Annotated in this window: 13 protein-coding genes; 7 read left to right on the top strand and 6 right to left on the bottom strand. The window is 73.3% G+C overall.

Annotated elements, in window-relative coordinates; genetic code table 11:
- Positions 1-1,050, bottom strand: a complete 1,050-nt coding sequence (locus tag AB0H28_RS23985) for a zinc-binding alcohol dehydrogenase (RefSeq protein WP_358044398.1) — start codon at positions 1,048-1,050, stop codon at positions 1-3.
- A 154-nt stretch (positions 1,051-1,204) separates the two neighbouring features.
- On the opposite strand from AB0H28_RS23985, the gene AB0H28_RS23990 reads away from it, so the two are divergent.
- The gene (locus AB0H28_RS23990) at positions 1,205-2,611 is read left to right on the top strand and encodes a lysine 2,3-aminomutase (RefSeq protein WP_358044206.1); all 1,407 of its coding nucleotides are present in this window, start codon (positions 1,205-1,207) and stop codon (positions 2,609-2,611) included.
- Positions 2,612-2,734: 123 nt separating this feature from the next.
- On the opposite strand, the gene AB0H28_RS23995 is transcribed toward AB0H28_RS23990, so the two are convergent.
- Positions 2,735-2,929: a CsbD family protein gene (locus AB0H28_RS23995; protein WP_358044209.1), complete on the bottom strand. Its 195-nt coding sequence runs from the start codon at positions 2,927-2,929 to the stop codon at positions 2,735-2,737.
- A 169-nt stretch (positions 2,930-3,098) separates the two neighbouring features.
- On the opposite strand from AB0H28_RS23995, the gene AB0H28_RS24000 reads away from it, so the two are divergent.
- On the top strand, positions 3,099-3,710 hold the full coding sequence (locus AB0H28_RS24000; RefSeq protein ID WP_358044212.1) for a histidine phosphatase family protein: 612 nt from the start codon (positions 3,099-3,101) through the stop codon (positions 3,708-3,710).
- Here AB0H28_RS24000 and AB0H28_RS24005 read toward each other — a convergent pair.
- The 3 genes from AB0H28_RS24005 to AB0H28_RS24015 are packed head-to-tail and all read right to left on the bottom strand — an operon-like array spanning position 3,640 to position 5,573.
- Positions 3,640-4,146, bottom strand: coding sequence for an Lrp/AsnC family transcriptional regulator (locus tag AB0H28_RS24005; protein WP_358044219.1), 507 nt, complete (start codon positions 4,144-4,146; stop codon positions 3,640-3,642). The two genes, AB0H28_RS24000 and AB0H28_RS24005, sit on opposite strands and share 71 nt — an antisense overlap.
- A gap of 59 nt (positions 4,147-4,205) precedes the next feature.
- Positions 4,206-4,421, bottom strand: a complete 216-nt coding sequence (locus AB0H28_RS24010) for a DUF433 domain-containing protein (RefSeq protein ID WP_358044222.1) — start codon at positions 4,419-4,421, stop codon at positions 4,206-4,208.
- A 9-nt stretch (positions 4,422-4,430) separates the two neighbouring features.
- Positions 4,431-5,573 carry an acyl-CoA dehydrogenase family protein gene (locus tag AB0H28_RS24015; RefSeq protein WP_358044225.1) on the bottom strand — a complete coding sequence of 381 codons (1,143 nt, stop codon included), beginning with the start codon at positions 5,571-5,573 and terminating at the stop codon, positions 4,431-4,433.
- Positions 5,574-5,823: 250 nt separating this feature from the next.
- On the opposite strand from AB0H28_RS24015, the gene AB0H28_RS24020 reads away from it, so the two are divergent.
- Genes AB0H28_RS24020 through AB0H28_RS24040 form a run of 5 tightly spaced genes read left to right on the top strand, consistent with a single transcriptional unit; the run spans position 5,824 to position 12,995 of the window.
- Entirely contained in the window at positions 5,824-6,294 is a 471-nt protein-coding gene (locus AB0H28_RS24020) for a hypothetical protein (RefSeq protein ID WP_358044401.1), read from the top strand.
- A complete protein-coding gene (locus AB0H28_RS24025; RefSeq protein ID WP_358044227.1) occupies positions 6,294-7,721 on the top strand; it encodes a hypothetical protein in 1,428 nt (475 codons plus the stop codon). Before AB0H28_RS24020 ends, AB0H28_RS24025 begins: the two co-directional genes overlap by 1 nt.
- Positions 7,718-9,043, top strand: coding sequence for a VWA domain-containing protein (locus AB0H28_RS24030; RefSeq protein WP_358044230.1), 1,326 nt, complete (start codon positions 7,718-7,720; stop codon positions 9,041-9,043). The genes AB0H28_RS24025 and AB0H28_RS24030 overlap by 4 nt, the downstream gene beginning before the upstream one ends.
- 14 nt (positions 9,044-9,057) lie before the next feature.
- A complete protein-coding gene (locus AB0H28_RS24035) occupies positions 9,058-10,170 on the top strand; it encodes an AAA family ATPase (protein ID WP_358044233.1) in 1,113 nt (370 codons plus the stop codon).
- Positions 10,167-12,995, top strand: coding sequence for a hypothetical protein (locus AB0H28_RS24040; RefSeq protein WP_358044236.1), 2,829 nt, complete (start codon positions 10,167-10,169; stop codon positions 12,993-12,995). Before AB0H28_RS24035 ends, AB0H28_RS24040 begins: the two co-directional genes overlap by 4 nt.
- Here AB0H28_RS24040 and AB0H28_RS24045 read toward each other — a convergent pair.
- On the bottom strand, positions 12,982-13,314 hold the full coding sequence (locus tag AB0H28_RS24045; protein WP_358044240.1) for a cupin domain-containing protein: 333 nt from the start codon (positions 13,312-13,314) through the stop codon (positions 12,982-12,984). The two genes, AB0H28_RS24040 and AB0H28_RS24045, sit on opposite strands and share 14 nt — an antisense overlap.
- Between the last annotated feature and the right edge of the window lie 81 nt (positions 13,315-13,395).

Raw genomic sequence — 13,395 nt, forward strand, 5'->3', positions numbered from 1 at the left:
TCAGTCTGCCGAAAGCCGCGCCTCGAACAGACCACGCACCCCCGGCTCGCCGCGCAACAACTCCAACGCCAGCTCCGCGTGCCCCGGCACGAACCCGTTGCCCACCAGCATCGTCACGTCCGCCGCCAGGCCCTCCGCACCCAACGCCGCCGCCGCGAAACTCGTCGCCATCGAGAAGAAGATCACCGTACCGCCGTCCGCCGTGGCCAGCACCGCCCCGTGCTCGCACCCCGGCACGTCCACGCACACCACCGTCACGTCCGCCGGCGCGCTCAACGCCGTGGTCACCGCCGTGGACAGGCCCACCGGATCCCGGGCGTCCGCCAACGCCACCGCGTCGGCCAATCCGGCCGCCACCAGCGCGTCACGCTCCGCCGCCACCGGCACCACCCCGACCGTACGACCCGCGCCCGCCCGCCGCGCCGCCGCGAGGGACAACGACCCGCTCTTGCCCGCCCCGCCGATCACGGCCACCGACACCGGGCGGGGGTCACCCTCGCGAGCCCGCCGCGCCACCTGCTCGGCCACCACCCGCGCGGTCAACGCCGGCGCCCCGCACACGTCCAGCACGGCGAGGGACAGCTCCGGGTGCACGTCCGCCGGCAGCACCGCGGCGATCGACCGGGCGAACAGGATCGCGTACCCGTCGCACGGCACCTGCTCGCTGCGCCCGTCCCAGCGGGCCAGCCCGTCGGTGACGGTCAGCGGTGTCAGCGTCAACGACACCAACGTCGCCACCCGGTCCCCCGGCCGCAATCCCAGTGGGGACCGGCGTCCGGTCTCCTCCACCGTGCCGATCAGCATGCCGCCGGAACCGGTCACCGGGTTCTGCATCTTGCCCCGGGTCGCGATGATCTCCAGCACCTCGGCCCGGATCTTCTCGCCGTCCCCGCCGTGCTTCTGCGCCAACTGCCGGAAGCTCGCCGCGTCCAGGTTCAGCCGCTCCACCCGGATCCGTACCTCGTTCGCCGCGATCCGCGGGTCGGCGTCCAAGCGCCAGGCCGCCTGCGGCAGCACCCCCGCCGGTTCCACGACTCGGTGCAGACCCACCGGTGACGTCACGCCGACCCCCTATGTCCAGCCGCCCGAACCCCCGGCCAGGGTTCGCCTCGCGGGAAAACTTACGGCAGACTAATTTCTTCACCGCAGATTTTCCAGTAGCCTTCGCAAGGTTGATCAACCGCACCGCTGACGAGGAGGGGCCGTGACCCAGACCCAACCGGTGGAAACCATCCCGACGCCCCGCTCCACGCCGGTCGCCGTCCCCACCACCGGACAGCCCTACGAATACCGACGCGCCCCCCTGGTCGAACCCGACTGGACCCGCTTCCCCGGCTGGCGCCACGTCACCCGGGAACAGTGGGAGAGCGCCCAGTGGCAGCGGGTCAACTGCGTCAAGAACATCAAGCAGCTCCGCGCCGTGCTCGGCGACGAGGTCGACAAGACCTTCTACGCCGACCTCGAGGCCGACCAGAACGCCCTGGCCACCATGTCCATGCTGGTGCCGCCCCAGATGATCAACACCATGGTGCCGTTCGCGCCGATGACCACCGAGGCACTGCTCGCCGACCCGATCCGCCGCTACATGATCCCGGTCGCCTCCGACCGGCGCACCGACTGGCCGTCGCACCCCTACGCCAGCCGCGACAGCCTCCACGAGCACGACATGTGGGTCGCCGAGGGCCTCACCCACCGCTACCCCACCAAGGTCCTCGCCGAACTGCTCTCCACCTGCCCCCAGTACTGCGGGCACTGCACCCGCATGGACCTCGTCGGCAACTCCACCCCCGCCGTCGACAAACTCAAGCTCACCCTCAAGCCGGTCGACCGTTACGACGCCCACATCACCTACCTCAAGGCCCACCCCGGCGTCCGCGACGTGGTGGTCTCCGGCGGCGACGTCGCCAACGTGCCCTGGCGCAACCTCGAGTCCTACCTGATGCGCCTGCTGGAGATCGAAACCATCCGCGACATCCGACTCGCCACCAAGGCGCTCATGGGCCTGCCCCAGCACTGGCTGCAGCCCGACGTGGTCGAGGGCCTGGAACGGGTCGCCCGCACCGCCGCCCGCCGCGGCGTCAACCTGGCCATCCACACCCACGTCAACCACGCCCAGTCGCTGACCCCCCTGGTCGCCAAGGCCGCCCAGACCGCCCTCGACGTCGGCGTCCGCGACGTCCGCAACCAGGGCGTGCTCATGCGCGGCGTCAACGCCACCGCCCCCGACCTGCTCGACCTCTGCTTCGCGCTGCAGGGCGAGGCGGGCATCCTGCCGTACTACTTCTACATGTGCGACATGATCCCCAACGCCGAGCACTGGCGCGTGCCGGTCTGGCACGCCCAGCAGCTCCAGCACGACATCATGGGCTACCTGCCCGGCTACGCCACCCCGCGCATCGTCTGCGACGTCCCGTTCGTCGGCAAGCGTTGGGTGCACATGCTCACCGACTACGACCGCGAGCGCGGCATCTCCTACTGGACCAAGAACTACCGCACCTCGATCGAGTCCGCCGACCTGGAGGCGCTCGACAAGCGCTACGCCTACTACGATCCGATCGACACCCTGCCCGAGGCCGGTCAGGACTGGTGGCACACCCACCGCGACGACTGACCGCCCCGCGCGCCGCCCGTCGCCCCCGGCACCGCCCCCGGTGCCGGGGGCGACGGCGTCCCACCGCCGGACACGCACCGGCCGGACCACCACAACTCCCAGTGGCCCGGCGGGTGCCTACCGTCACTTCTCGAACGCGTCCTTGACGTCGCGGCCGGCCTGCTTCGCGTTCTCCCCGGCCTGCTTGGCGCGCGCCGTGCTCTGCTCCCCGGCGCCCTCGGCCCGCAACCGCTCGTTGTCGGTCACGTCACCGATCCGCTCCTTCGCCATGCCGCTCATCTCCTGGGCCTTGTTCTTCGCCTTGTCGGTGAAGCTCATGTCGCCCTCCTCGTCCGGCTGCGCGTTACTCCTGTCGCGTGCCCGTCGTGCGGCGGGTCAAACACATGGTGGCCGGCACACCCCGTAAGGCATCCTAGGACAATAGGGTGTCCTCGTGATCCGCGGCGCACGAACGGCGGCACCGTCGGCGGCGTGGTTGACTGGTCCGGTGAACGAGATCCTGCTGGTCCGACACGGCGAAACCACCTGGAGCGCCAGCCACCGGCACACCTCGTACACCGATCTGGAGCTGACCGCCGACGGCGAGCGGCAGGCCCGGGCGCTCGCTCCCCTGCTCGCCGGCCGCCGCTTCGTGCGGGTGCTGTCCAGCCCACGGCGGCGCGCCACCCGCACCGCGCACCTGGCCGGGCTCGTCGTCGACGCCACCGACCCCGACCTGGCCGAATGGAACTACGGCGAGTACGAAGGTCGCACCACCGCGGCGATCACCGAGGAGCGGCCGGGCTGGACCATCTGGTCCGACGGCGGCCCCGGCGGCGAGTCACCGGACGAGGTGGCCGCCCGCCTCGACCGCGTCCTGGACCGGATCGCCCCGCTGCTGGAGCGCGGCAGCGTCGCGCTGGTCGGGCACGGGCACAGCCTGCGGGTGCTCGGGGCGCGCTGGATCGGGCTGCCGCCGTCGGCCGGCGGCTTGCTGCGCCTGGACACCGCCACGCTGAGCGTGCTCGGTCACGAACACGACCGGCGGGTCATCCGGCGGTGGAACCTGCCGGCTCCGACGCCGGGCGGGGACGGCCCCGACCAGGCAGCTCGGCACTGATCCTCGGCGGCCGGTGCTCATAGGGCGTGGAGAGCACCACTGTGGTGCGGGTGGTGACGTTGGCGGACGTGCGGATCTCCTGCAGCAGCCGCTCCAGGTCGGCCGGCCCGGCCACCCGCACCAGCAGGAGATAGAAGTCCTCCCCCGCCACCGAGTAGCAGGAGTCGATCTCGGGCAGGTGGGCCAGCCGCTCCGGGGCGTCGTCCGGCTGCGACGGGTCGAACGGCCGGATCGCCACGAAGGCGGTCAGCGGCAGCTCCAACGCCTCGAACGAGACCCGTGCGGAATAGCCCCGGATCACGCCGCGCTGCTCCAGCCGGCGGACCCGTTGGTGCACCGCCGACACCGACAGCCCCACCCGTTCGGCCAGGTCCGTGTACGACAGCCGACCGTCGCCGGTCAGCGCGGCGACGATGGCGCGGTCGATGTCCTCCACGCGCTGCAACCTACCGGAGATAGCGCTCCCATCGCGTACCCGCCCCGCCGTGGTGACGCTCAGCGCGCGGTGCGGTCGCGGACCGCGTCCGCGGCGTAGTTCAGCACCTCCGCCATGTCCTCCTCGTCGAGGAACGGCAGGTCGGTGAGGATGTCCGTGACGGACATCCCCTCGGCCATCATGGCCAGCAGCGTGGCCACCGGCACGCGCGACTGGCGCACGCAGGGCGCCCCGCCCATGACGTCGGGGTCGGCGGTGATCCGGGGGAAGGTCACCGCGACAGGTTAGCCCCTGGCCAGCGCGCGCGAGATGACCAGGCGCTGGATCTGGTTGGTGCCCTCGACGATCTGCAACACCTTCGCCTCGCGCATGTACCGCTCGACCGGGTGGTCGGCGACGTAACCGGCGCCGCCGAGCACCTGCACCGCGTCGGTGGTCACCCGCATCGCCAGGTCGGTGGCGAACAGCTTCGCCTTTGCCGCCTCGATCGAGTACGGCCGGCCGGCGTCGCGCAGCCGGGCGGCGGCCAGCATGAGCGCCCGGGCCGCGGAGATCCCGGTGGCGTGGTCGGCCAGGTTGAACCCGAGCCCCTGGAAGTCGATGATCGCCCGGCCGAACTGCCGGCGTTCCCGGGCGTAGCCGACCGCGTAGTCCAGCGCCGCCTGGGCCAGCCCCACCGCGCAGGCCGCGATGCCCAGCCGCCCCGAGTCCAGCGCGGACATGGCGATGGTGAAGCCGGCGCCCTCGCCGCCGATCAGCCGCTCGGCCGGCACCCGGGCGTCGTCGAAGGCGATCTGCGCCACCGGCGAGGCGTGCAGCCCCATGGTGCGCTCGGCGGCCTGCGGGTGGATGCCCGGCGTGTCCCGGTCGGCCAGCAGGCAGGAGATGCCCTTCGGACCGGGCCCGCCGGTGCGGCAGAAGATGTCGTAGAAGTCGGCGACCCGGGCGTGGGTGATCCACGCCTTGGTGCCGCTCACCACGTAGTCGTCGCCGTCGCGGACCGCCCGGGTGGTCAGCGACGCCGCGTCCGAACCGCCCTGCGGCTCGGAGAGGCAGTATGCCCCGAGCAGCTCCCCGCCGATCATGTCGGGCAGCAGCTTGCGCTGCTCGTCGGTGCCGAACTGCGCCAGCGGGTAGCAGGACAGCGTGTGCACGCTCACCGCCTCGGCCACCGCCAGCCACCGGCTCGCGAGGATCTCCAGCACCTGGAGGTAGACCTCGTAGGGCTGGGCGGCGCCACCGTGCGCTTCGGCGTAGGGCAGGCCGAGCAGGCCGGCCCGGCCCAGGGTCCGCAGCACGTCGCGGGGGAACTCGGCACGTTCCTCGAAGCCGGCGGCCCGGGGGGCCAACTCCCGGTCGGCGAGCTCGGTGGCGAGCTCCAGCAGGTCGTGGGCCTCGTCGGTGGGAAGGATCCGGTCGACGTCCATTGCGCGATGAGCTCCGTGGGTGGGTGAGCCGGTGCGGCATCCGTGGTGTGCGGGCCCCCTCAGCTTAACGCTCGTTTGGTCGGTGGTGGGAGTCCGCGCTCCTGTCGTACCCGTGGTCCATGATCCTTGTCGTCACAGCGGCACGGATCACGGGCCGGCGACGGCGTTCCGGCGTGCCCGGGCGCCGGTCGCCGGCGGGGAGGTCGAAACGATGACGGAGCCGACGGACGCCTCGCGGCGACGGCGGAGCGTGCTGCGGGTCGCGCCCCCCGCGCGGGCCCGCAAGCTGGCCAAGGTGCCCTTCGTGGAGTTGGCCGACGGGCGGCTCCAGGGCGTGGTGTCCAGCGGGTCCGACGTGGAGCGCGTCTACGTCTCCTCGGTCACCGCCGGCAGCCACACGGTCGACTGCCGCACCAACAACAACCGGCCCTGCGGCGGCCTGCGCGGCAACCTGCTCTGCAAGCACCTGCACGCGCTGGCCGACGAGGCCGTCCTGCAGTACGGCATCGCGCAGGTCGCCCGCTACCTGCGCATCGACGCCGGCGACGGCGCCGACAGCGGCGCCGACCTGCTGGCCCGCACCGACGCACGGCACGAACCCGGCCCGGCCGCGGTGGTCTTCAGCCGCTTCCTGCGCCACCTGGCCTACCTGGAGGTCCCGCCGAGCGCCGCGCCGGTGCCCGAGCTGCACTGGTTCCCGGCCACGGCGGCGGCACGCTGATGCTCGCCGCGCACCTCACCCGGCTCCACCAGGACGCGCCGGCCGGGCTGGCCGAGGCGCTCGCCGTCGTCGACGGCGTCGACGACGCGCTCACCCGCGGGCTGGCCCGCATCGCCGAGCCGGACGCCACCGCCCTGACGGCACTCGCCGGCGCGGTCGGCGGCACCCCGCTGGCCGAGCGGGCCGGCGAGGCGGCACGGGCCGCGACCACCGGCGCGCTCACCGAGGCGCACCTCGCCGTGCTCGCCGGCGCCCGCGCCGCACTGCTCGGCGCCGTCCACGACGCGCTGCTGGACCGGCTCGACACCGCGCTGCATCGGTCCCGCGTGCCATGGGCCGCCGCCACGGCCCCGGGCCCACCCACCGGCGCCGTCCCGGGCCAGCCGGCGGACGCCGCGCCCGCCCGCGCCGGCGCCCGAGCCTGGCTGCACGAGCTGGCGCTCGCCGGCTGGCGCGGCGCCGACCACGAGCTGCTTTCCGGCGCCGCCGAGCCGGTGGAGGCCGCGCTCGCCGAGCCGGCGCTGCGCCGCCTCGCGGTGCTGCTCGACGGCCTCGCCGCCGAGCTGCGCGCCGGCCTGCCGGTCACCGACCCGCACCGGCTGCCCACCCGCCGGTGGGCCGACCTCTGGGCCCGGGCCGTGCTGCTCGCCGCCGGTGCCGCCACCGAGGCCACCGCACCGCAGAAGGTGTCCGGCCGGCTGTTACCGCTCGGCGTCGACGTGCACGAACACGACACCGCGTTCCAGGCGCAGCTGCACGCCCTGCTCGAACCGGCCGGCGGCGGCACCGTCCGGTTGGTCCGGATCACCGTCGGCGCGGCGAAGGTGGCCACCATCGTCGGCCCGGCCGGCTGGCGCCTGCTCGACGCCTACCCGGTGCTGCTCACGGCGCTGGCCGAGCGGCGCGCCCTGACCGTCACCGACCTGCCGTCGTACGGCGGCGACCTGCACTGGGTCGACGACGGCGCGGAACTCGCCGAACCGGCCGACCCGTTCGCCACGGCCCGCGTGCTGCTCGCCGGCGCGACCGCCGCCGCGACGCCGCCGCTGCAGCGCCACCCGGCCGCGATCGCCGAGCCCGTCCTCGTGGAGGGCCGGGTCGTCCGCGACGACGACGGCGGCCTGATGGTCGACCTCGACGGCCCGACGATCCCGCTGGCCGCCGACCGGCTGCCAGCGGCCGGGCCGCTCACGCCGGCGCTGCTCGCCGCCGCCACCACCTGCCTCGGCCTGCTGCGCTGGGACGACGGACGCTGGCGGTTGCAACCGCTCGCCGTGCGGGCCACCGTCAAGCGGCAGAGCGTCGAGGCGCACAACGGCGACTGGGCGCGCGGCGTCACCGACGCGAAGGTCGCCAAGGCCGAGGCCAGGTCGGGCGACGCCGTGGCCGTGCTGCGCGAACGCGCGGGACGGTTGCTGCGCCGATGACCGACGACCGCGCCCACGCCAACCGCCGCCAGGTGCTCTACTGGCGACTGCTCGCCCGCCTGTTCAGCCCCGACGAGCAGCCCGCGCTGGAGTCCGCCAGCGTCGCCGTGGTCGACGACCTCGGCCTGCCCGCCGCGCTGCTCGACCCCACCGTCTCCGTGGACACCGTCGTCCAACGGTTCCCGGCGCTGGCCGGCGAACTGCGCGACCTGCTCGCCGCCGACCCGGACACCCCGGCCGGCGCCGGGCCGTTCCGCCCGCACGAGGCCGAGGTACGCCGCGCCGCGCTGGCGTCCAAACTGCTGCTCAACGTGTTCGCCACCGGCGCCGGTGAGGTCAGCGCCGGGCAACTGGCCCGCTGGCAGGCCGACGCCGGCTGGTTCGAGCAGGCGTGCGGCGTCGCCCCCGGCGAACTGCGCCGCGACGGCACCGGCCTGGGCGCCACGCTCGCCGGGTTGGAAGGCGACCTGGTCCGCCGGATGCGGCTACGGGAGGTGCTCGCCGACCCGGTCCTGGCCGCCCGGCTCACCCCCAGCATGTCCCTGATCGAGCAACTCCTGCGCGACAAGGCGAACCTGTCCGGGGTGGCGCTGGCCAACGCCAAGTCGCTGATCCGCCGCTACGTCGATCAGGTCGCCGAGGTGCTGCGCACCCAGGTGGCGCAGGCCACCGTCGGCGCCGTCGACCGGTCGGTGCCGCCCAAGCGGGTCTTCCGCAACCTCGACCTGGACCGCACCATCTGGCAGAACCTCACCAACTGGAGCCCGGACGACGAACGGCTCTACGTCGACCGGCTCTACTATCGACAGACCGCCCGCCGCACCACACCGTCCCGGCTCATCGTGGTCGTCGACCAATCCGGCTCGATGGTCGACTCGATGGTCAACTGCACCATCCTCGCCTCGATCTTCGCCGGGCTGCCCAAGGTCGACGTGCACCTGATCGCCTACGACACCCGGGCGCTGGACCTCACCCCCTGGGTGCACGACCCGTTCGAGGTGCTGCTGCGCACCAACCTCGGCGGCGGCAACGACGGCCCGGTCGCGATGGCCCTGGCCCGACCCAAGATCACCGAACCGCGCCACACCGTGCTGGTCTGGATCTCCGACTTCTACGAGTTCGACCGCTCGCAACCGCTGTTCGACGGCATCGAGGCCGTGCACCGCTCCGGAGTGCGGTTCATCCCCGTCGGCTCGGTCAACAGCTCCGGCCACCAGAGCGTCAACCCCTGGTTCCGGCAGCGCTTCAAGGACCTGGGCACGCCCGTCATCTCCGGCCACATCCGCAAGCTCGTCACCGAGCTGAAGACCTTCCTCACCTAGGAGAGCATCCCCTGATGTCCGACATGCTCCGCGCCCCCGCCGAGGTCAAGTACGCCGACGAGCTGGCCTACCTCGAGTCGGTCGACAACGGGCCGAAGCCGTTCTCCTGGCGCCTGAGCCCGCGCATGGTCCGGCTTTTCGTGCTCGGCTCCGAACGCGCCGACGGCCTCGACCGGGAGATCCCGCAGAAGTGGTTCGGCGACCGCAGCTTCGTCGAACGCAGCATCGTCACCCTCGCCTCCGACCGGGGCCTGCTGCTCATCGGCGACCCCGGCACCGGCAAGAGCTGGCTCGCCGAGCTGCTCTCCGCGGCGATCTGCCGCAACTCCACCCTCGTCGTGCAGGGCACCGCCGGCACCACCGAGGACCACATCAAATACTCCTGGAACGTCTCCATGGTCATCGCCCGCGGCCAGTCCCGCGAGTCGATGATCCCCTCGCCGATCATGACCGCGATGGAACAGGGCGTCATCGGCCGCTTCGAGGAGCTGACCCGCTCCACCAGCGACGTGCAGGACGCGCTCATCTCGATCCTGTCCGAGAAATACGTCTCCATCCCGGAGCTGGACCACGACAACATCGTCTTCGCCCAGCCCGGTTTCTCGATCATCGCCACCGCCAACAGCCGCGATCGGGGCGTCAACGACCTGTCCTCCGCGCTCAAACGCCGGTTCAACTTCGTCCGCATCCCGGTGGTGACCAACAAGCGCAGCGAGGCCGAGATCGTCCGTTTCCGCACCGAGGAGCTGCTGCGCCGGCACCGCATCGAGCTGGAGGTGCCTCCCACCCTGCTCGACATCCTGCTGCAGAGCTTCGCCGACCTGCGCGCCGCCGCGTCCGCCGCCACCAGCGACGACGAGAAACTGGAGTCGGCGCTGTCCACCGCCGAGCAGATCGGCGTGCTGGAGGACGCCGTCCTGCACAGCCAGTTCTTCGGCGACCGCACCCTGCGCGCGGCGACCCTCGCCGGCTCCCTGGTCGGGTCGCTGGCCCGCCGCAGCCCCGAGGATCTGGCCATCCTCAACAAATACCTGCACGGCGTCGTCGAGCCCCGCGCCAAGGCCGACGGCGGCGACTGGGACGGCTTCCTCGACGGCGGTCGCCAAGCGATCGCGGCCCTGGCGTGACCGCGCCCGCACCGACCGGCCTCTTCGGCGCGCTGCGCGAACAGCTCACCGCCGCGGCGTCCGCGTTCGCCGATTCACCCGACGCGCTCGCCGGGATCCTCGCCGGCATGGTCGACGACGTCGACCGGGCGCTCGGCGAACGGCTGGAGATCTTCCCGGTCTGCCACCACTCCCCCGCCTCCGCGCTGGCCATGGTGCGGCGGCTGCGCGCCCGCCCACCCCGGGTCATCTACCTCGAACTCTGCGAGGACCTGCGTCCCCTCCTCGACGAGCTGCGCAACTGCCGACTGCCGGTGGCCGTGCAGGCGTTCGCCACCGAACTCGACGGCTTCCCCGCCGAGTGGAGCCCGCTGAGCGTCATCGCACCGATCACCGAGACCTCCGCGGAATACCAGGCCATCGCGTACGCGCTGGACACGCCCGGCGTGGAGCTGGTGCTGGTGGACCGCTCCACCGACCACGTCTACCAGTGGACCCCACGCGACGGCCGGCCGGCCGGCCCCGACCCGGCGGCGAGCGCCGACGAGGAGGAGGTCGCCCTGCACGGCGACGCGGTCGGGGTGGAGATCGGCGACCTGCGCCCCCGCTTCGCCGAGCTGGAGTCCCACCTGCTGCACCACGGCAAGGTGCGGCACTGGTCGGAGTGGTGGGACCAGTACGTCGAACGCCCCCTCGCCGACGCCGACCACGACACCTACCGGCAGGTCATGGTGCTCATCGGCAGCCTGTTCCGCCGGTTGCGCCCGAGCCGCTCCACCCGCGACGATCGGGACGAGGACCGGGAGCGCCACATGTGGACCCGGATGCGCCAGCACCTCGCCGCCACCGGCGCCGACCCGGCCGACTGCCTCTACGTCTGCGGCGCGTTCCACGCCGCCAGCCGCGTCGAGCAGTTCGGCCTCGACTCCACCGCGCCGGATTTCCCGATCAGTCCCCGCACCGGCACCCGCTGGCGCTACGGCCTCATCCCGTCCAGCCACTCCGCCATCGAGGCGCAGTTCGGGCTCGCGCCCGGCAGCGTCTCCATCGCCGCCGCCACCTGGACGACCGCGATCGGCCGCACCCGGCTCGCGCCGTTCCGGCTGGCCGGGCAGCACACCGGGAAGAAGGGGCGGCGGGCCCGCGCGAGCGGCCCGTCCACCGCGCCCGCAGCGGGCACCGACCGGCTCACCGGCTTCCTCGCCGCGCCGCCCGCGCTCGACGAGTTGGACGAGGCGGAGCTGCGCGGCTGGTGCGTCGATATCGTCCGGCTCGCCCGCCGCAACGGCTACCTGGCCAGCACGGCCGACGCCATCGCGGTGTTCGAGACCTCGATCCTGCTGGCCAGCCTGCGCAACCGGGCCCGGCCCACGCCGTACGACTTCGCCGACGCCGCGGTCACCTGCATCGAGAAGGACGTGGTGCCCGGCCGCCGCGACGTCCGCCGGCTCTGCGAGATCCTGCTCGGCGGCGACCGGATCGGGCAGGTGGGCTACGACTCGCTGCCGCCGCTGGCCCGCGACGTCCTCGACCGGCTCCGCCCGCTCGGCCTCGACCTCGAACGGCGCACCGTGCAACGGGCGCTGCTCGACCTGCGCGCCGACCCGGAGCTGGCGCCCTGCTCCGACCTGCTGTGGATGCTGCGGCACCTGCTACCCGCCGACGCGGTCCGTCCGATCATGGGCGAGCGCCGCCTCGGCCACCGCTCCATCCAGGAGAGCTGGGACCTCGCTCTCGGCCGCAGCCAGCGCGCCCTCATCGAGCTGGGCTACGAGGGCGTCACCGTCGAGCAGGTGCTGGAGCAACGGCTGCGCCGCGCGGTGCGCGGCCCGGACGCGACCGCCGCCCGCGCGCTCGCCGCGGTCGAGGACGCGGTCCGGCTGCTCGACAGCCCGCGCCTGGTCGACGAACTCGGCGCCCGGGCGGTGGAGCTGCTCACCGCCGAGCGCACCGTCGACGACGCGCCGGAGGTGCTGCGGCGCATCCGCCGGCTGCTCGCCCACCACCGCACCGCCGCGCCGGTGCTGCCCGCCTGGTGCCAGGCGTTCGTCACCACCGGCTACGCCCACTACTGCACCCTGCTGCCCACCGCGTTCGTCGACGAGGCGACCGGCGTCCGCCAGGTCGGCGCGATGCTCGGCTTCCTGTTCCACCTGGAGAGCCTGGCGTTGTCGCTGGGCTGCGACCGGTCCCAGCTCGAACTGGCCGTCGCCCAGGCGCACCCCGAGGCGCCGGCCAAGCTCGGCCTGCTCTGGGCCGCCCGGCACCAGCTCGGCCTGCTGCCCCTGGCGCACCTGCGCGAGCGCTGCGCGGAGCTGCTGGCCAACCCGCTCGCGGTGCCGGCGGTCCCGCACTACCTCTCCGGGTTCGTGCACGCCCTCGACCCGGTGCCGGGGCTCGCCCCGTTCGTCGTCGAGACCATGTCCGCCGCGTTCGCCGGGCTGCCCGACCCGGTGCTGCTGCCCTGGCTGCCCACCCTCGTCACTACCCTGCGCGAGCACGGCCCGGAGTTGGTGCCGCTGCTGATCCGCGAGGCGGAACGCACGTTCCCGGGCACCCTTGCCGCGCTGGACGGCTGGACACCCCCGTGGGCCGCCGCGCCGACACCGCCACCTGCCGGGCAGGCCCCGACGGGCGCGGCGGGCGGGTTGCTGGCCGTGCACCCGGATGCCGTGGACGCGGTGGCGGTGTTGCTCGGCTGCGACGCGCCGTGGCGCTCCTTCACCGGGCCGGGCGCATCCGCCCTCGACGGCGGCTCGCCGCTGCTGGCGGCGCATCCGGAGACCGCCGACGCGGTGGCCGCCCTGCTGGCACCGCCGGGCCGCTTCGATCTCAGTGCGGGGTGACGAGAGGCAGCCTGTCGTCCACGAAGTAGGAGGAAAGCATCCGGGTCTCGACGTCCCCGACGTTGCGGGCGTTGTGCACGACGCCCGGCGGGATCAGGAACGGCTCTCCGGCGGCCACGGCGAGCGCCGGCCGGTCGTCGAACTCCATGGCGATGTCGCCCTGGATCAGGTAGCCGACCTCCTCACCGGGGTGGCTGTGCCGTCCCGACTCGTGGCCGACCGGAATCCGGAACAGGGTCTGCACGATCAGGCGGCCCGGCACCTCGGCGTGGGCACGCTGCAACTCGGTGCGGCTGACGCCCTCGGTCGACGATCCCATGACGGCATGCTCCTCTCCGCGTGGCCAGGCGGGCCGTGACCTCGACGGTAGACCCGACCGCCGGTGCCGGTCGGCCAGTTG

Origin of the sequence: Micromonospora sp. NPDC050980 (assembly GCF_040653835.1) — a bacterium.
GTDB lineage: Bacteria > Actinomycetota > Actinomycetes > Mycobacteriales > Micromonosporaceae > Micromonospora.